The following is an 18,418-nucleotide window of genomic DNA, read 5'->3' as shown; positions in this document are numbered from 1 at the left end:
TTGCCGGCCGGGTAGCCGGATCCGATGATCCCGCCCGGCACGGACACCACGGACGCCGTCGTCATCGGCGCCGGACACAACGGCCTGGTGGCCGCCAACCTGCTCGCCGACGCCGGCTGGGACGTCCTGGTGCTGGAGGCGACCGCCGCGCCCGGCGGGGCGGTCCGCTCCGCCGAGGTCACCGCCCCCGGCTACCTCAGCGACCTCTACAGCTCCTTCTACCCCCTCGGATACGCCTCCCCGGTGCTCGGCGGTCTCGACCTGCCCCGGTACGGGCTGGACTGGACGCACGCCCCCGACGTGCTGGCCCACCTGCTGCCCGACGGCCGGGCCGCCGTGATCAACCGGGACCTCGACCGGACCGCCGCCTCGCTGGAGGAGTTCGCCCCCGGCGACGGCGACCGCTGGCGGCACGCGTACGCCGACTGGGCGCAGGTGTCCGGGCCGATGCTCGACGCGATCACCACCCCGTTCCCCCCGGTCCGCGGCGGGGTGGGCCTGCTGCGCCGGCTGCGGGTCGGTGGCGCGCTGCGGCTGGGCCGCCGACTGGTGCTGCCGGTCCGCAAACTCGGCGCGGAGCTGTTCACCGGCGAGGGCGGACCGGCGCTGCTGGCCGGCTGCGCCCTGCACACCGACCTGTCCCCCGAGGAGGCCGGCTCCGGCGTGTACGGCTGGCTGCTGGCCATGCTGGGGCAGCAGGTCGGCTGGCCGGTGCCGGTGGGCGGCGCGCAGCGGATCACCGACGCGCTGGTCGCCCGGCTCACCGCACGGGGTGGCCGGATCACCTACCGGGCGCGGGTCGACCGGGTGCTCACCGCCCGGGGCCGGGCGATGGGGGTCCGCACCGTCGGCGGGGCGACCTTCCGGGCCCGCCGGGCGGTGCTCGCCGACGTGCCCGCCCCCGCCCTCTACCTGGACCTGGTGGGTGCGGCGCTGCTGCCGCCCCGGCTGGTGGAGGACCTGGCCCACTTCCGGTGGGACGGCTCCACCCTCAAGGTCGACTGGGCGCTGTCCGCCCCGGTACCGTGGACCAACCCGGCGGTGGCCGGCGCGGGCACCGTACACCTGGGCGCCGATCTCGACGGGCTCACCACGTACTCCGCCGCGCTGGCCCGGGGCGAGATCCCGGCGTCGCCGTTCCTGCTGGTCGGGCAGATGACCACCGCCGACCCGACGCACTCGCCGGCCGGCACCGAATCGCTGTGGGCGTACACCCACCTGCCGTTCCGGCGGGACTGGCGGGCCGAGGACATCGCCCGGCAGGTGGAACGGATGGAGGACGTGCTGGAGGCCGCCGCCCCGGGTTTCCGCAGCCGGATCGTCGGTCGGCACGTGGCCGGGCCGGCCGAGTTGGAGAAGGGCGACCCGAGCCTGGTCGGTGGGGCGTTGGGCGGCGGCACCGCCGCGGCGTACCAGCAGCTGTTCCTGCGCCCGATCCCCGGCCTGGGCCGGGCCGACACCCCGGTCGACCGGCTCTACCTGGCCAGCGCCTCGGCGCACCCCGGCGGCGGGGTGCACGGCGCGCCCGGGGCGAACGCCGCCCGGGCGGCCCTGGCCCGCGACCGCGCCGTCACCGGCGGCCTGTACGCGGGGCTGATCGACGCCGTGCACCGGTCGGTCTACCGCTGACCCGCGCTCCGGCCGGTAGCAGCGGCGGTGCTCGGGCCGGGGCAGCCGGCGGTGCTCGGGCGGGGGTCGCCCTGCGGCTCCCACCAGCCGGCCGGGTCCGCCGCGAGTGCCGGCCCGGGTCACGGAGACCGGGCCGGCACCGGCGGATCAGGAGTCCAGGTTGCGGTGCCGGGTGCGCAGCTTGAACGGCATCAGCGCACTCTCCACCTTGGTCGCGGTGGTCATCTTGGACGCGCCGTCGCGGCGCTCCTCGAACCGGATCGGCACCTCCAGGATGGTGTGCCCCAGCTTGGTGGCCAGATAGTGCATCTCCACCTGGAAGCTGTAGCCGTTCGACTGCACCCGGTTCAGGTCGATGTCGCGCAGCGCGTCGGCCTGCCAGATCTTGAAGCCGGCGGTCAGGTCCCGGATCCGAACCCGCAGCAGGGTGTGCACGTAGAGGTTGGCCCAGCCGCTGAGCGCGCGGCGGTAGAGCGGCCACGCCTCGTCGAGCTGGCCGCCGGGCACGTAGCGGGAGCCGATCACCACGCCGGCCTGGGTGGAGAGCAACGCGCCGAGCATCCCGGGCAGCGCCTCCGGCGGGTGCGACAGGTCGGCGTCCATCTGCGCCACGTACTCCGCGCCGCCGTCCAGTGCCCGGCCGATGCCGTCCACGTACGCCCGACCCAGGCCTTCCTTGCCGGCCCGGTGCACCACCTGCACCCGGTCCGGGTGCTCCAGGGCCAGCTTGTCGGCCACCTCACCGGTGCCGTCGGGCGAGTTGTCGTCGGCGACGAGCACCTTCAGGCCGGGCAGCGGAAGGGCCAGCAAGCGGTCGACCAGCACCGGGAGGTTGCCCGCCTCGTTGTAGGTGGGGACCACGACGGTCAGGCGTGCGTCCCGCCACGGTGACGGCAGCTCCACGGGTTCGATCATTTCGGACATCCTCAGTCGGCGGACGGCATTCCCCCACAGGGTAGCCAAAGCCCGGCCGGGAGCCCGCCGTGGCACCCGCGGGCGTCCGGGTCACCGTTCGGCGCGCTCGTCGGCCTTCTGCCGGGTGGCGATGTCGGCGAGCCGGCGCAGGGTCTCCCGGTTGCGCTGGTGCAGCACCAGGTCGTTGAGCCTGGTGCGGAACCAGCGCAGCGGGCCGGCGGCGAAGTCCTCGCCGATCCGTACCCGGGTCGCGCCGTCGCCCTCCGGGGTCAGGGTGAACACCACGATCGCCTCGCCGGCCGGCCACAACCCGGCCCGCAGCACCAGCCGGTGCGGCGGCTCGCAGACCAGCACCGTGGAGGCGTCCTCCAGGGAGAACGGCCACGGCCCGGCCCGGTGGTGCAGCCGGGTGCCCACCCGGGGCCACTGCGCGTCGACGTCCCGCACGTGCACCGTGCCGACCACCCAGTCGCTGTACGTCCAGCCGTCGGCCAGCACGTCGAAGACCTGCTGCGGGGGTGCATCGATCACTTTCTCCACTATCGCCACCGCTGAGCAGTACCCGGGGCGGCACCGGCTAACCCGACGGGTTAGCCGCTCCGGGCCGACGGGTAACGCTGCCTGACGGTGACGGGTGCGCGACCGGCCGGCGGCGACGGGTGACGTGGTGGACCCGCGGCGGCCCGGCGTACCGGCCGGTAGGGCCAGGTTTACTCCCCGGGGCCCCGGGAACCCGCCGGCCGTGCGACGGGACGCGGAGCCGTATCAGCGCAGGTCAGGCCGGGTTGACCCGGTGCCCGGCCGGGGCCGCTCCGCGCTGTTCGACGCGGTGCTGCTCGACCGTGACGGAACCCTGGTCGAGGACGTGCCCTACAACGGCGACCCCGACAAGGTCCGGCCGCTGCCCGGGGTCCGGGCGGCGCTGGACCGGCTGCGCGCCGCCGGCCTGCGGCTCGGGGTGGTCTCCAACCAGTCGGGGCTGGCCCGGGGGCTGTTCACCGCCGCGCAGCTGCGGGCCGTCAACGCCCGGGTCGAGGAGCTGCTCGGCCCCTTCGACACCTGGCAGTGCTGCCCGCACGACGAACGGGCCGGCTGCGCCTGCCGCAAACCGGCCCCGGGCATGGTGCACGCCGCCGCGCGGGCGCTCGGCACCAGCGCCGACCGCTGTGTGCTGGTCGGCGACATCGGCGCCGACGTGGCCGCCGCCGAGGCGGCCGGCGCGAGCGGGGTGCTGGTGCCCACCCCGACCACCCGGGCCGCCGAGGTGGCCGCCGCCGGGCAGGTGGCCGTCGACCTGACCGCCGCCGTGGAGCTGATCCTGCACCGGGCCACCCTGGCCACCGGCCCGTCGCCGCGGCGGACCGGCACCGTGCTGGTGGCCCGCAGCGACTCCGCCGGGGACGTCCTGGTCACCGGCCCGGCCGTCCGCGCCGTCGCCGCGAACGCCGAGCGGGTCGTGCTGCTCTGCGGCCCCCGGGGCCGCGACGCCGCCGCTCTGCTGCCCGGCGTCGACGAGATCGTCGAGTGGCCGCTGCCCTGGATCGACGGCGCACCCGCCCCGGTCGACCCACGGGACATCGGCCGGCTCGTCGAACGGCTGCGCGCCGTCCGCGCCGACGAGGCGGTCGTCTTCACCTCCTTCCACCAGTCGCCCCTGCCGTTGGCGCTGCTGCTGCGGCTGGCCGGCACGCCGCGGGTCAGCGCGATCAGCGACGACTACCCCGGTTCCCTGCTCGACGTCCGGCACCGGACACCCGACGGGCTGCCCGAGCCGGAACGGGCGCTGTCGCTGGCCGCCGCCGCCGGCTTCGCGTTGCCCGACGGCGACGACCCCCGGCTGCGGGTACGCACCGACCGGGTGCCGGCCGCCCCGGCCGGGCTCGGCGGCCCCGGCTACCTGGTGCTGCATCCCGGTTCGGCGGTGCCGAGCCGGGCCGTCCCGCCCGAGCTGGCCGCCCGGATCGTCCGGACGCTCACCGCCGCCGGGCACCGGGTGGCGGTCACCGGCGGACCCGGGGAGACCGCGCTGACCGCCCGGGTGGCCGGTGACACCGGCATCGACCTGGGCGGCCGGACCGGCCTGGCCGAGCTGGCCGCCGTGCTCGCCGGGGCCGGCGCGCTGGTGGTCGGCAACACCGGCCCGGCCCACCTGGCCGCCGCGCTGGGCGTACCGGTGGTCAGCCTGTTCGCCCCGACCGTCCGGTACGGACAGTGGGGGCCGTACCGGGTGCCGACGGTCCGGCTCGGCGACGCCGCCGCGCCCTGCCGGGACAGCCGGGCCACGGTCTGCCCGGTTCCCGGCCACCCCTGCCTGGCGGCCGTCGAGCCGGGCCGGGTCCTCGACGCGGTACGCCTGCTGGGCGTCCCCGTCGTGCCGCCGTCGACGGTGCGGGCCGGGTCGCCGGCCGGTGCGGGCGGAGTGCCGCGCGGCGGGGTGACGCCGGTCAGCGCCGGGCGCGGGAGGACCCGATGAACATCCTGCTCTGGCACGTGCACGGCTCGTGGACCACGTCGTTCGTGCACGGCCGGCACCGCTACCTGGTCCCGGTCACCCCGGACCGGGGACCGTACGGGCTGGGCCGGGCGCGCACCTACCCGTGGCCGGACAGCGCCGTCGAGGTGACCCCGCGGCAACTGGGCGGGGAGACCGTCGACGTGGTGCTGCTGCAACGCCCCGAGGAGTTCGACCTGGCGTGCGAGTGGCTCGGGCGGCCGGTGGGCCGGGCGGTGCCGGCGATCTACGTCGAGCACAACACCCCGAAGGGCGACGTGCCGAACACCCGGCACCCGATGGCCGACCGGGACGACCTGCTGCTCACCCACGTGACCCACTTCAACGAACTGTTCTGGGACAACGGCACCACCCGTACCGGCGTGGTCGAGCACGGCGTGGTGCCACCCACCGTGACCTGGACCGGTGAACTCGACCGGCTCGCCGTGGTGATCAACGAGCCGGTCCGCCGGGGGCGGGTCACCGGCACCGACCTGCTCGCCCGGTTCGCCGAGATCGCCCCGCTGGACGTGTTCGGCATGCGGGTGGCCGGACTCGCCGACCACCTGGGCCTGCCGGCCGACCGGCTGACCAGCCACGAGGACGTCCCCCAGCACCGGATGCACGCGGAGCTGGCCCGACGGCGGGCCTACCTGCACCTGTGCCGGTGGACGTCGCTGGGGTTGAGCCTGATCGAGGCGATGACGATCGGCATGCCCGTGGTCGCACTGGCCAGCACCGAGGCCGTGGAGGCGGTGCCGCCCGGGGCTGGGGCGCTCGCCACCCGGGTCGACACCCTGCTGGCCGCCGCCGCCCGCCTCGTCGCCGACCCCGCCGAGGCCCGCCGGGCCGGCGCGGCGGCGCGTGCCGCCGCCCTGGACCGCTACGGACTGGACCGTTTCCTCGCCGACTGGGACCGCCTGCTGGAGGAGGAAGTATGCGCGTCGCGATGATCTCCGAGCACGCCAGTCCGCTCGCCGTGCTGGGCGGTGCGGACGCCGGTGGGCAGAACACCCACGTCGCGGAGCTCTCCGCCGCGCTGGTGGCGGCCGGGCACGACGTCCGGGTCTACACCCGGCGTGACGCGGTCGACCTGCCGGTCGCCGTCCGCGCCCCCGACGGGTACGAGGTGGTGCACGTGCCCGCCGGGCCGGCCGAACCGGTCGCCAAGGACGACCTGCTGCCGCACATGACGGAGTTCAGCCACTGGCTCACCGCCCGTTGGCGGGGTGGGGACTGGACGCCCGAGGTGGTGCACGCGCACTTCTGGATGAGCGGGCTGGCCGCGCTGGCCGCCGGCCGGCGCAACGGGGTGCCGGTGGTGCAGACCTACCACGCGCTGGGCACGGTCAAGAAGCGCCACCAGGGGGTGCAGGACACCAGCCCGGCCCGCCGGATCGGCTACGAACGGGAGCTGGGCCGCTCGGTCGACCGGGTCGTCGCCCAGTGCCGCGACGAGGTGGGGGAGCTGGTCCGGCTCGGCGTCCCCCGGTCCCGGATGACCGTCGTGCCGTCCGGGGTGAACCTCGACACCTTCGCCCCGCTCGGCCCCGCCGTCGAGCGGGACGCCGACCGGCCCCGGGTGCTCACCGTCGGTCGGCTGGTGGAGCGCAAGGGATTCCAGACGGTGATCCGGGCGATGGCCCTGGTGCCCGACGCCGAGTGCCTGGTGGTGGGCGGTCCACCCGCCGGGCTGCTGGAGACCGACCCGTACGCCCGGCGGCTGCGGGCGCTCGCCGGCACCTGCGGGGTCGCCGACCGGGTCCGGCTGGTCGGGGCGGTGCCCCGGGAGGAGATGGGCCGCTGGTACCGGTCGGCCGACGTGCTGGTCGCCGCCCCCTGGTACGAGCCGTTCGGGCTGACCCCGCTGGAGGCGATGGCCTGTGGCGTGCCGGTCGTCGGCACGGCGGTCGGCGGGATCCGGGACACCGTGGTCGACGGGGTGACCGGTGACCTGGTCCCGGCCCGCGACCCGCAGGCCCTGGGCGCCGCGCTGGCCGGCCTGCTCGACGACCGGATCCGTCGGTTCGGCTACGCCACCGCCGCGTTGCAGCGGGCCCGCCGCAACTACTCGTGGGCCACGGCCGCCGACCGGATGACCGAGGTGTACGCCGAGGTCGCCGCCGTGCATCGGCCGAGTCGGGTGGTCGCCTGATGACGACGTCGAACCGGGCGGCGCGGGCCGGGCTGCTGGGCGCGCACCTCGACCTGCTGACCGAGGCGCTGCTGTCGTACCGCACGGCGGAGCCGCTGCTGGCCCGGTGGGGCACCGACCTGGCCGGAATCCTGGTCGGTGGTGGCCGGTTGCTGGTCGCCGGCAACGGGGGCAGCGCCGCCGAGGCCCAGCACCTCACCGCCGAACTGGTCGGCCGGCTGCGCGACGACCGGCAACCGCTGTCGGCGATCGCCCTGCACGCCGAGACCTCGGCGTTGACCGCGATCGGCAACGACTACGGCTACGACGAGGTCTTCGCCCGCCAGGTGCGCGCCCACGGCCGGCCGGGTGACGTCCTGCTGCTGATGTCCACCAGCGGGGCCAGTGGCAACCTGCTCGCCGCCGTGGCCGCCGCCCGGGAGGCCGGGCTGCGCTGCTGGGCGTTCACCGGTCCCGCGCCGAATCCGCTGGCCGGGGCCTGCCACGAGGCGCTCGCCGTCGCCTGTCCGGACAGCCAGGTGGTGCAGGAACTGCACCTGGTCTCCACGCACGTGCTCTGCGAGTACGTCGACCGGGCGCTGCCCACCGCGCTGGCCGCCCTGGCCGGGCAGGCGGCCGCCGTCGCCGCCGGCCGCGGTGGCGGAGCGGCGCAGGCACCGGTCGACGCCCCCGGCCGGCCGGTGGCCGACGGGTCGGTGGTGCCGGCGGACGGCCCGCCGGTGGCCGACCGGTCCGTGGTGCCGGCCGACGGCCCGCCGGTGCGGACCGGGGTGGAGGTGGTGGTCGACGGGGTGGACCCGACGACCGACGGGCGACGGGGAGGAGCGGCGTGAGAGGTCCCCTGGTGGTCATCGGCGACACCCTGCTGGACCGGGACGTCGAGGGGGTGGTGAACCGGCTCTGCCCCGACTCGCCGGTGCCGGTGCTGGACGAGACGGCGTCCACCGACCGGCCCGGCGGGGCCGGTCTGGCCGCGGTCTTCGCCGCCGCCGGGGGCACCGAGGTGGCGCTGGTGACCGCGCTCGCCGACGACGCCGGGGCGGCCCGGCTCAGCTCGCTGCTCACCGCCGCCGGCGTGCAGGTGTACGCCCTGCCGTTGAGCGGTGCCACCCCGGAGAAGATCCGGCTGCGGGCACACGGGCGGGTGCTGCTGCGCCACGACCGGGGTGGCGCGGCGGGGGAACCCGGGCCACCCGGCGACGCGGTGCTCCGGCTGATCGCCGGGGCGTCGGCGGTGGTGGTCAGCGACTACGGGCGGGGAGTGGCCCGGCAGCCGGCGGTGCGGGCGGCGCTGGCCGCGACCGTCGCGCCGGTGGTCTGGGATCCGCATCCGCGCGGCCCGGTGGCCGTACCCGGGGTGCAGTTGGTGACGCCGAACGAGTCGGAGGCCCGGGAGCTGGCCAAGGTGCCGCCGGGCGGATCCCGGCTGGCGGTCGCCGCGCGGGCCGCGCAGGGGCTGCGGGACCGCTGGCGGGCCGGCGCGGTGGTGGTCACCCTCGGCGGCGACGGCGCGTTGCTCTGTTCCGCGGGGGCGACCCCGTTGATGGTCTCCGCGCCGGTCTCCGCGCAGGGGGACACCTGTGGGGCGGGGGACCGGTTCGCCTCGGCGGCCGGGCTGGCGCTGGCCGGGGGCGCGGTGGTCTCCGAGGCGGTCCAGGCGGCGGTCGGCGCGGCGTCGGCGTACGTGGCGGACGGGGGAGTGGCCGCCGCCCTGCCGGTGCCGGTGCGCGCCTGCCCGCCGGTGCTGGTCGGCGGTGGCGAGCGGATCGGGGCCGCCGCCGCCGGTGCGGTGGTGGCCGAGGTACGGGCGGCCGGCGGGACGGTGGTGGCCACCGGCGGCTGCTTCGACCTGCTGCACGCCGGACACGTGGCGACCCTCCAGGCCGCCCGGCAACTCGGCGACTGCCTGGTGGTCTGCCTGAACTCCGACGCGAGCGTCACCGCGCTGAAGGGTCCGGACCGGCCGGTGACCCCGCAGGGCGACCGGGCCCGGCTGCTCGCCGCGCTGAGCTGCGTCGACGCGGTGGTGGTCTTCGACGAGTCCACCCCGCACGCGGCGTTGGGCTGGCTGCGACCCGACGTCTGGGTCAAGGGTGGGGACTACGCCACCGGCGTCGGCGAGGCACCCGGCCTGCCCGAGGCCGACCTGCTCCGCCGGTGGGGCGGGGACAGCGTGGTGGTGCCGTACCTGGACGGGCGCTCCACCACCGACATGATCGCCGCGGCCCGTGGTGGCCGCCGGAGCCCCGCGCCGACCGGTGGCCCGCCACCGGGACCGGCCCGCGCGACGGCGGGTCCGGTCACGTCGGCCGGCTCGTCGGCGGGTACGGCCGATCCGACAGCGGAGGGGGCACGATGAGCAGCAGCAGCAACAGCAGTCCGTCCGGCGCAGGCCGGACCGTCCTGGTCACCGGCGGGTCGAGCGGGCTCGGCGCGGCGGTGGTAACCGCCGTCACCCGGGCCGGCGGGCGACCGCTGGTGCTCGACCGGCAACCTCCCGGCGACGGGGTGCCGTGGGTCGAGTGCGACCTGGCCGACACCCGGGCCGCCGAGGAGGCCACCCGGGAGCTGGCCGGGCGCTCCGGCGGGTTGGACGCGGTGGTGACCGCCGCCGGCATGGACGTGCCGGGCCGGCTGGCCGACGTGCCCCGCGAGACCTGGGAGCGGATCGTCACGGTGGACCTGCTCGCCACGGTGGCGGTGGTCCGGGCCGCGCTGCCCTACCTGGAGACGTCCCGGGGCAACGTCGTCACGGTCGCCTCCACCCTGGGCGTCAAGGCCGTCGGTGACGCCACCGCGTACTGTGCGGCGAAGTTCGGGGTGGTCGGCTTCACCCGGTCGCTCGCCGCCGAGCTGGCCGGCAGCGTCGGGGTGACCCTGCTGGTCCCCGGCGGGATGCGGACCGCCTTCTTCGACGACCGCGACCCCCAGTACCGGCCGGGTCCGGACGCCAAGCTCAACGATCCGGCCGACACCGCCGCCGCGGTCATGTTCGCGCTGTCCCAACCACCCGGCTGTGCGGTACGGGAGCTGGTGGTCTGTGCCGAACAGGAGACCTCCTACCCGTGATCCTGGTGTTGCGGGCGCTCGGCGTGGGGGATCTGGCCACCGCGGTGCCCGCCCTGCGTGCCGTGCGGGCCGGTTACCCCGACGAGGAGTTGGTGCTGGCCGCGCCGGCCTGGCTGGGGCCGCTGGTGGGGCTGGTCGGCGGCGTCGACCGGCTGCTGGCCACCGACGGCCCCGGCCCGCCGCCCTGGCCCGGTCCGCCGCCGGAGCTGGCGGTCAACCTGCACGGGCGGGGGCCGCAGTCGCACCGGACGCTGGCCGGCGCGGGCCGGCTGCTGGCCTTCAGGTGCCCGCCGGCCGGGCACCTCGACGGCCCCGACTGGCGCGACGACGAGCACGAGGTGGACCGCTGGTGCCGGCTGCTCGACTGGTACGGCATCCCGGCGGACCGCACCGACCTGGCGTTGCGGCGGCCGGCGTCGGGGCGGATGCCGGCGGGGGTGACAGTGGTGCATCCGGGCAGCAAGGTCGAGGCGAAGCGGTGGCCGGCGGACCGGTTCGCCACGCTGGCCGGGCGGCTGGCCGGGCGGGGGCACCGGGTGGTGGTGACCGGCTCGACCGGCGAGCGGGAGCTGGCCGCCCGGGTGGCGGCCGGGGCGGGGCTGCCCGCGTCGGCGGTGCTGGCCGGGCGGACCGACCTGGGTGAGCTGGCCGCGCTGGTGGCCGCCGCCCGACTGGTGGTCAGCGGGGACACCGGGGTCGGCCACCTCGCCACCGCCTACCGCACCCCGTCGGTGCTGATCTTCGGCCCGGTCCCGCCGGCCCGCTGGGGGCCGCCACCGGACCGGCCGTGGCACCGCGCGCTCTGGGCGTCGGGGGAGGACTGCGGTGGTTCGTCCGGGGTAGCAACAGCGTCGGGATGGGCGGCGCTCCCGGTCGACCGGGTGCTGGCCGCCGTGGACGAGGTCGAGGAAACGGTACGGGTCTGAGGTGCGACTACGGCGCAGTGATCCGGGTCGGGCGGGGTACGGGCGTCGCCGACGCGGCAAGGGCTGGACCTTCCTGGACCGGCACGGTACGCCCGTGCGGGATCCGGAGGTGCTGGGTTGGCTGGGCGAGCTGGTGATCCCGCCCGCCTGGGCCGACGTCTGGATCGCGCCGTACCCGAACGGGCACATCCTGGCCACCGGGACCGACGCGGCCGGTCGCCGGCAGTACCTCTACCACCCGCAGTGGCGGCGCAAGCGGGACGAGGCGAAGTTCGACCACGTGCTGGAGGTGGCCCGACGGCTGCCGGCCCTGCGCGAGCGCATCGCCGGCGACCTCACCGGCCGGGGGCTGAACCGGGACCGGGTGCTCGCCACCGTCGCCCGGCTGCTCGACATGGGCGCGTTCCGGGTCGGCAACGAGCAGTATGCGGTCGGGGAGGACGCCACCTTCGGCGTCTCCACCCTGCGCCCGGAGCACGCCCGGTCCCGGGGCGGCTGCGTGGTCTTCGAGTTCCCCGCCAAGGGCGGCGTCGAGCAGGTCCGTCGGATCGAGGACCCGGAGCTGTGCCGGGTACTGACCAACCTGCGTCGGCGGCGGCGGGCCGAGGAGCGGCTCTTCGGCTACTGGGACGGCCGGGCCTGGCGGGACGTGCGCAGCGACGAGGTGAACGGCTACCTGCGGGACGCCAGCGGCGGCGAGATGACCGCCAAGGACTTCCGGACCTGGCACGCCACCGTACGGGCCGCCACCGAACTGGCCACCGTGGGGACGCAGCGTTCCGCCACGGCCCGTCGCCGTGCGGTGGCCGGGGTGATGCGGGCGGTGGCCGAACTGCTCGGCAACACACCCACGGTGGCCCGGACGTCCTACGTGGATCCCCGGGTGGTCGACCTCTACCACGACGGTGTGCTGCTGCCGGTGCACCCTGAAGCCCCCCGTGAGCAGGTCGAACGAGCGGTGCTGGAGCTGTTGGCGGAGGCCTGAGCGCCCGCCCGCCGGGCGGTCGGGGCACCGGGGCGGGCCACCCGCGCCCCGGTTCCGGGGACGGCACCGGGGCGGGCCGCCCGTGAGGTTGGGTCACGGACGCCACGCCGCGGTCCCCCGTTGCCGTCGGGCCGTCCGGTCGGGTGACCCTCGGCCCACCGTCAGTATGGCGAGCCCGGGTTGACTCCGGACGCCGGGTTGTTGACCATCCGTGCCTGTTGGAGGTGGAGCGTCCGGTACTCCTGGGGTGTCAGCTGATGGGCGGCGCGGAAGACCCGGCTGAAGTGCGCCTTGTCCCGGAATCCCCAGCGGGTGGCGATGGCCTGGACCGGTCGGTGCGCCAGCGCCGGATCGGCCAGGTCCCGCCGGCACCGCGCCAGGCGCAGCTCACGGATGTAGGAGGCGACGGTGGTCTGCTCCTGTTCGAAGAGCCGGTGCAGGCTCCGGACCGAGACGTGGTGCGCCTCGGCGATCGAGCCCGGGGTCAGGCCGGCGTCCCCCAGCCGTCGCTGGACGTGGTCGCGCACCTGGGCGAGCAGCGCCCGACGGCGTACCTCGCGGGGCACGTCGTCCTCGGCGACCAGGTGCCGGCCGAGCATGGTGGAGATCAGGTCGAGTGCCACCCCGCCGAGGCGCTCGGCGTCGGCCTGTCGGTACTGCTCCGGAAACGCGGTGATCCGGGTCAGGTACTGGGCGACCAGCGCGCCCAGCCCTTCGCTGGCCGACATCCGGCCCGCCAGCAGCGGACTGAGCCGTTCCGGCGGGACCGGCAGCGCGCCGTACGGGATCAGGGCGACCACGGAGGCGGCGTACCGCTGGTCGCCCTCCTCACCGAAGTGGCTGACCTCGTGCGGGCGCGAGCCGTCGTAGAAGGTGAACTCCCCGGCGTCCAGCCGGCTCTGCCGGCCGGCCTGCCCGACGACGCCGGTGCCGTTGAGGGTGAGGGCGAGCAGGTGGTAGTCCACCTCGGAGCGGCGGACCAGCTTCGCGGTACGGACCGCCTCCAGCGACGGGTAGCGGTAGCGCAGCAACCGGACCGGACCCAGGTCGATGATCTCGGCGCTGGCCCGGAAGTCGTGCTGGTGGTCGGAGCGGATCCGCAGCGGCGTCGAGGTGCGGGCCACCAGGTCGAGCCACATCCCGAACCGTTCCGCCGGCGGTAGTCGCTGCGTGTCGATGACTGTGCGGTGCACCATGTCCGGCCTCCCCGTCGGCGGGCACTACCGCTCCATTCTGGACGAAGGGGCCATGCGCCCGGCACCGGTCGGCCCGGACGGACACGGGCTGTCTCAGAGTTCGACCAGGGCCATCGTCCACTGTCCGTGATCGTCTTCCCAGAGGGTGACGACCTCGCCGACCGGGACCGAGTTGTACTCGTGCCGCTCGTGTTCTTCGGAGAAGTCGCCGTCCTCCTCGATGGCCGCGACGATGCGCAGGGCGTCCTCGCGGGTGCCGTCGGTGGCTACCCGGATGCGGGAGACCCGCCAGGTGACACCGCTGAGGTCGCGGCCGATGAGTGCACTACCGGGCACGAGATTCTTGTCGTCGTCGTCGATCTCGAAGAGCGTGCCGGCGCCGTCGACCAGGAGCGTGTCGGTGTCGCCGATCATCAGGCTCTCGTCGACGACCTGTCGTTCGCCGCGGAGTACGGTCGGGTCGAGCCAGGCCGGCCGCCGGTCGAGTCCGACCTCGCCGATGAAGTTTCCCCAGGCGTAGAGCGCGTACATGCGGGCATGCTATCGAGTTGAGCGAACGTCGGAGGGCGACCGCCGAGTCTGGACAGGAGAACCGACCGGTCCCGAACATCGGGGTGGGTGGATGCCGGTGAGGTCCGGCCGTGATCCGGCCGTCACCGCCTGACGGTACGGCGGTCGGGGCGAGAGGGGCGGCCGAGGTGCGCGGCGTGTCCCACGATCTGACGTGCACCGGCTCCTGGACGCGGCCGACCTGATAGGTGCGATCCGCCCCTTCATCGACGCCGACGACGAATGCCACCCACCGTTCGTCCGCATCAGGACGCTCATCAGCTTCCCACGAGTGCCGACCGTCGAAAGAATGCAGACATTGGTGGGTTGAGATCCTACTCGATCTCGGCGGAGTGGCGAACCATCACTGATGCATAGGCAATGCCGCATCATATCCACAATCGGATGCGAACTGGAATGAACCATGAATGAAACGTACCCCGCGATACGAATCATCACTCCGGGCAATGCGCTCTGCTAACCTGACACGGCCTACGGAGCGAAACCGGACGCTTACCGCAAGGAGTCGCAATGATCAAACCGGCGGTACTGAGACTCTCCCTAGTTTTGGCTATTCTGACCGCGCTGGTCGGTGTCCGGCCGACAGCGGCCTTCGCCCAGCCCGCGAACGACGAATTCGCCAGCGCCACGACGGTCGGCAGCCTGCCCTTCCAGACAACGCAGGACACCAGCAGCGCCACCACCGATCCGGCGGATCCCGGGGAATGCGGAGAGTATCAGTCCGTCTGGTTCACTTTCACTCCCACCAAGGACACGCTGATCCAGGCGAGCACCCTCGGGAGCGACTACAGTACGGTCCTGTCCGCCTGGAGTGGCCCCTCCGGGTCGCTGGACCTCGTAGCCTGCAACGAAAGCTACGGCGACGCGGATTCCCGGATCACCTTCACGGCCACCGCGGGCACCACCTACCACTTCATGGTCACCTCGTACTTCGAGGCGGAGGCCGGTGAGCTGGCGTTCTCCCTCAGGCGGACCAACCGGCCGAAGAACGACAGCTTCGCCGCCGCCAAGGTGATCAACAAGTTGCCGTTCTCACGCGCGGTGGATCTGGACACCGCGAGCATGGAGGTCGGCGAACCGACCGCCTGCCTCGATGCGAAGCAGACGCGCTGGTACTCGTACACCCCCGCGGTCACCCGCTCCATCACCGCTTCAGCGGGCTACTGGGGCTCGGTCGCCGGCTACAGCGGGACGTCGTTGACGAATTTAACCCTGCTGGGCTGCTCATACCGGTACAACGTCCCGTTCACCTTCCGGGCGGAAGCCGGCACGACCTACCTGTTCCAGGTCGACCTGCGGTGCTGCCCGACCGAACCGAGCACGGGACCGGCCGAACTCGACGTCCACGTCACGCCGAACCCGAATGCGGATTTCTCCTACAGCCCCACCGATCCGAGCACCCTGGACACCGTCTCCTTCCATGACTACTCGTTCGACCCCGGCAGGGTGGAATTCGCCTCACGGTTGTGGAAATTCGGTGACGGAACGACGTTCGAAGGGCTCTCCCCCACTCATCGGTACGCGGCCGACGGTGACTACCGGGTAAGTCTGACCGTGACGACCCTTGATGGCCGAAAAGGGAAGACGACCAAGGTCGTTCCGGTACGGATCCACGACGGGGCAGTCACCCGCCCGGCCGTACCGGCCACGAGTCGGCAGGACAGTCGATCAAGGTCTACTGTCGCGCACCATAGAGCGTTCTGAGCCTTACCAGCAGTAGACCGATCTGCCGTCGGAGTTCCGTCGACCGACGTCGACACACGGCCCAGCCGGACGGTGCTGTCCAGCCGGCCTCCGGCGGTGGGCACCGCGTCTCGACGTCGCCGCGCCCGCACCGGTCGGCACCGCGTTGCCCGTAGGGGCAACCCGGACTGCCCGCAGGACCGGCCGGCGACCGGGGAACGGGCCGGTAGGTCCGGCGCACGCTGGTGCGGACCCGCCCACCGACCGGGAGACAGGCGTGTACCCGCATCAGGACGTCCAGCCGGCGCCATGGCAACACACGTTCGCCACGACCTTCGCCTGGATCGCCGAGCACCAGCCGGCGTTCTTCCAGAGCCTCGCCTGGGTCGAAACCCAGCAGAACCCCACCTGCCTGGCGATGTTCCATGCCTGGGCCGACGAACAGGCCGCCCACACCGGCGTCGACCAGCTGCGCCGTAGCCTGGCCACGATCACGCTGCTCCAGCAGCACGCCGGTGGGCAGCTGGACCGCGACCACCTCGTCGTCGCGCTGGTGGACACCGTCCGGCCGCCGTGGGTCGACCACCCCCTGGCGATGGCGTTCGGGGAGGTCGATCCGACGCTCGTCGCGGAGTTCGCCCAGCTCGACGACATGTTCGCGCTGGTCACCCGCTTGACGCAGGTGTTCGAGGTGGACACCGGGTACACGTTCGCCCAATGGTCGGTGGCCGCCGAGGCCCTCGCCGGCGAGGTCGCCGCGGCGTACCTGCCGTACTTCGCCGCAGCCTGCGACGAGCACCTGCGGCAGTGGTATCTGCCCGCCACCGTCGCGCAACCGGACCTGACCGGTCAGCCCGGGAACCCGGCACCTGACGGCGGCGACCAGCCGGCGCCCCGGTGGCTGGACTACCTGGATCCCGACCAGTTCCCGCAGGTGCTGGCGGACTGCCCCGACCTCGCCGCCGAGATGGCCGAATACAACACCCAGGCGTACGCGTTCAACCTGGCCGGGCCGTACCAGGAGGAGTACCGGTCGTCGGTGCACGATGCCATCGCCCGCGTCCTGGCCCGGTACGCCCACCGCCAACCGGTGATCCTCGGTCGCCTCCAGTCGTTCGGCGGCGACGATCCGGCGACCGCCCACCTGCTGGCCCTCGCCCCGCAGTGGGAGCAGCTCCGCCATGTCTGCGGGCTCCTCACCGCCGCCCTCGAACCCGGCTTCACCGGATATCCGCCGGCCCAGCCGTTGCCGGTTCGGGAACAGATCGCGGCGGCGGCGCGGGCCCGGCTGTCGGCCAGGGACAGCCGGCAGGGCGGTGCGGAACCGTCGGAACCGGTCGGGGCGCCGAGAGCCGTCGAGGTGCCGCGACCACCATCCCGCCCTCCCGAGCGGGTCGAGCAGCACGGACCGTCGACTCAGGGCGTCATCACCGACGAGCAGTGGCGGCAGATCGCGGCGATCCTGCCGGGCGACCCGCACCGGAGCCGGCAGCACCACCGGCGGCTGCTCGTGGAAGCGATCTACCACCGCAGACGCACCGGCTGCAGCTGGGCGGAGCTGCCGGCGCCCTATCCACCGGGCATGACCGTCGCCGGCTACCAGGCGAGATGGGAGCATGACGGCACCATGCGCCTGATCGAGGCGATCCTGGGCTAGCCGACCCGGCATCACCGGCCGCTGGCAGCCACCGCGGCAGGCCGACCGTACGGCGCGGGCGTCCGGTCACCGGGACGAGGTGAGGTGTCGGCTGAACCGGAGCTGGTGCTGCGCGAGCTCGGCCTCGATTCTCGGCGGTGTGCCGGCCTCGTCCTCCTCGGTCAGCTCGCAGTGGACGAAGGTGGGGCTGGTGCACGTCCTCGCCTCGCTGTGCAGCAACTCCCGGAACTTGCTCAGATCGTCGACGTGCCAGACGCCGGTGTATCCGGCGGCTTCGGCCAGGGCGGTGAAGTTGATGCGTCGCGACGGGACGCGCTGGCCTCCGGTGGAGTCGTACCGACCGTCGTCGAGGACGAGGTGCAGCAGGGGAAGGTGGGGGAGCGCGCCGGCGGTGAGCAGGCAACCCGGATTCATGGCCAGTGCGCCGTCACCGTCGACGACCACCACGAGCCGGCCCGTCGACAACGCGATGCCGGTACCGATGGCGGCCGCGAGGCCCATGCTGCCGGTCATGTAGAAGTGGTTCGGCCGGTCCGCCACGTTCCTGGCGATGCGGCAGGAGTAGCCGGTGGTGAAGATGATCGGGTCGGTGGACGTCGCCTCGATCAGCGCGCGGATCACTGCCGTCTTGTTCATGCCTGCCACCCGAGCAGGGCCGGGGGAACGAGCAGGGCCGCCGGTCGGCGGTCCTCGACCACGAGCCGGCTGGCCCAGTCGGTCTGCGCCGCGAGGTTCTCCTCCGCGAGTCGGGCGGTGGGGATGCCCGCCTCGCGGAGCAGTGGTTCGGTCAGACGACCCATGACGATGTTCTCCGTGGTGAAGTCCGGGGGGATACCGCGCAGACTGATGATGAGGAGCATCGGAATCCGGTACGGCACGACGAGGGACGCGAGGGCGTTCACCGACTGGCCGAGACCGGAGTTCTGCATCAGGACCACGGGGCTCCTCCCCGCCATCGCGGCGCCGGCGGCGACACCCACCGCGTTGTCCTCGCGCGAGATGGTCCACAGGTCCGCGGCGGCCTCGAGCCGGCTGTAGAGAGGCGCCAGGATGCCGCAGGGGGTGCCGAAGAACGGTGCGAACTCGTGCTCCAGCAGTGCGTCGGACAGGGCCGATGCGCAGTCGGGAACCGCCATGAACCC

Annotated in this window: 17 protein-coding genes; 11 read left to right on the top strand and 6 right to left on the bottom strand. The window is 74.1% G+C overall.

The window, feature by feature from the left end; all coding sequences use genetic code 11:
* Positions 1-24 precede the first annotated feature (24 nt).
* A complete protein-coding gene (locus tag GA0070623_RS08290) occupies positions 25-1,629 on the top strand; it encodes a phytoene desaturase family protein (RefSeq protein ID WP_067313994.1) in 1,605 nt (534 codons plus the stop codon).
* A 147-nt stretch (positions 1,630-1,776) separates the two neighbouring features.
* Here the strand turns inward: GA0070623_RS08290 and GA0070623_RS08285 are convergent, their stop codons facing one another.
* On the bottom strand, positions 1,777-2,544 hold the full coding sequence (locus GA0070623_RS08285) for a polyprenol monophosphomannose synthase (RefSeq protein WP_067313996.1): 768 nt from the start codon (positions 2,542-2,544) through the stop codon (positions 1,777-1,779).
* Between the two features lie 90 nt (positions 2,545-2,634).
* On the bottom strand, positions 2,635-3,075 hold the full coding sequence (locus GA0070623_RS08280) for an SRPBCC family protein (protein ID WP_331715204.1): 441 nt from the start codon (positions 3,073-3,075) through the stop codon (positions 2,635-2,637).
* A gap of 262 nt (positions 3,076-3,337) precedes the next feature.
* Here GA0070623_RS08280 and GA0070623_RS08275 point away from each other — a divergent pair, with 262 nt between their 5' ends.
* From GA0070623_RS08275 to GA0070623_RS08240, 8 genes are read left to right on the top strand one after another with little or no spacing between them, the layout of a single operon-like run.
* Entirely contained in the window at positions 3,338-5,017 is a 1,680-nt protein-coding gene (locus GA0070623_RS08275) for an HAD-IIIA family hydrolase (RefSeq protein ID WP_231932718.1), read from the top strand.
* On the top strand, positions 5,014-5,988 hold the full coding sequence (locus tag GA0070623_RS08270; protein ID WP_067314003.1) for a glycosyltransferase: 975 nt from the start codon (positions 5,014-5,016) through the stop codon (positions 5,986-5,988). The genes GA0070623_RS08275 and GA0070623_RS08270 overlap by 4 nt, the downstream gene beginning before the upstream one ends.
* Positions 5,973-7,190, top strand: coding sequence for a glycosyltransferase (locus GA0070623_RS08265; RefSeq protein ID WP_067314006.1), 1,218 nt, complete (start codon positions 5,973-5,975; stop codon positions 7,188-7,190). Before GA0070623_RS08270 ends, GA0070623_RS08265 begins: the two co-directional genes overlap by 16 nt.
* Positions 7,190-8,023, top strand: coding sequence for a D-sedoheptulose-7-phosphate isomerase (locus GA0070623_RS08260; RefSeq protein WP_089003965.1), 834 nt, complete (start codon positions 7,190-7,192; stop codon positions 8,021-8,023). Before GA0070623_RS08265 ends, GA0070623_RS08260 begins: the two co-directional genes overlap by 1 nt.
* Entirely contained in the window at positions 8,020-9,549 is a 1,530-nt protein-coding gene (locus tag GA0070623_RS08255) for a PfkB family carbohydrate kinase (protein WP_067309002.1), read from the top strand. The genes GA0070623_RS08260 and GA0070623_RS08255 overlap by 4 nt, the downstream gene beginning before the upstream one ends.
* Positions 9,546-10,259 carry an SDR family oxidoreductase gene (locus GA0070623_RS08250; RefSeq protein WP_067308998.1) on the top strand — a complete coding sequence of 238 codons (714 nt, stop codon included), beginning with the start codon at positions 9,546-9,548 and terminating at the stop codon, positions 10,257-10,259. Before GA0070623_RS08255 ends, GA0070623_RS08250 begins: the two co-directional genes overlap by 4 nt.
* Positions 10,256-11,185 carry a glycosyltransferase family 9 protein gene (locus GA0070623_RS08245; RefSeq protein WP_067308995.1) on the top strand — a complete coding sequence of 310 codons (930 nt, stop codon included), beginning with the start codon at positions 10,256-10,258 and terminating at the stop codon, positions 11,183-11,185. Before GA0070623_RS08250 ends, GA0070623_RS08245 begins: the two co-directional genes overlap by 4 nt.
* A gap of 1 nt (position 11,186) precedes the next feature.
* Complete coding sequence (locus GA0070623_RS08240; protein WP_067308992.1) at positions 11,187-12,170, top strand: DNA topoisomerase IB; 984 nt, start codon at positions 11,187-11,189, stop codon at positions 12,168-12,170.
* Between the two features lie 161 nt (positions 12,171-12,331).
* Here the strand turns inward: GA0070623_RS08240 and GA0070623_RS08235 are convergent, their stop codons facing one another.
* Together GA0070623_RS08235 and GA0070623_RS08230 are read right to left on the bottom strand one after the other, a co-directional pair.
* Complete coding sequence (locus GA0070623_RS08235) at positions 12,332-13,366, bottom strand: helix-turn-helix domain-containing protein (protein WP_067308988.1); 1,035 nt, start codon at positions 13,364-13,366, stop codon at positions 12,332-12,334.
* Between the two features lie 93 nt (positions 13,367-13,459).
* Entirely contained in the window at positions 13,460-13,897 is a 438-nt protein-coding gene (locus tag GA0070623_RS08230; RefSeq protein ID WP_067308985.1) for a hypothetical protein, read from the bottom strand.
* 549 nt (positions 13,898-14,446) lie between these two features.
* On the opposite strand from GA0070623_RS08230, the gene GA0070623_RS30575 reads away from it, so the two are divergent.
* The gene (locus GA0070623_RS30575) at positions 14,447-15,640 is read left to right on the top strand and encodes a PKD domain-containing protein (protein ID WP_067308982.1); all 1,194 of its coding nucleotides are present in this window, start codon (positions 14,447-14,449) and stop codon (positions 15,638-15,640) included.
* A gap of 256 nt (positions 15,641-15,896) precedes the next feature.
* Positions 15,897-17,276, top strand: a complete 1,380-nt coding sequence (locus GA0070623_RS08220) for a transposase (RefSeq protein ID WP_067308980.1) — start codon at positions 15,897-15,899, stop codon at positions 17,274-17,276.
* 66 nt (positions 17,277-17,342) lie between these two features.
* Here GA0070623_RS08220 and GA0070623_RS08215 read toward each other — a convergent pair whose 3' ends face one another.
* The gene (locus tag GA0070623_RS08215) at positions 17,343-17,912 is read right to left on the bottom strand and encodes a thiamine pyrophosphate-dependent enzyme (protein ID WP_084261331.1); all 570 of its coding nucleotides are present in this window, start codon (positions 17,910-17,912) and stop codon (positions 17,343-17,345) included.
* Positions 17,909-18,412: a thiamine pyrophosphate-binding protein gene (locus GA0070623_RS08210; RefSeq protein ID WP_067308974.1), complete on the bottom strand. Its 504-nt coding sequence runs from the start codon at positions 18,410-18,412 to the stop codon at positions 17,909-17,911. Before GA0070623_RS08210 ends, GA0070623_RS08215 begins: the two co-directional genes overlap by 4 nt.
* Positions 18,413-18,418: the final 6 nt, after the last annotated feature.

This window comes from Micromonospora rifamycinica (assembly GCF_900090265.1).
Classification (GTDB): domain Bacteria; phylum Actinomycetota; class Actinomycetes; order Mycobacteriales; family Micromonosporaceae; genus Micromonospora; species Micromonospora rifamycinica.
This window is presented reverse-complemented; position numbering and strand designations above follow the sequence as displayed.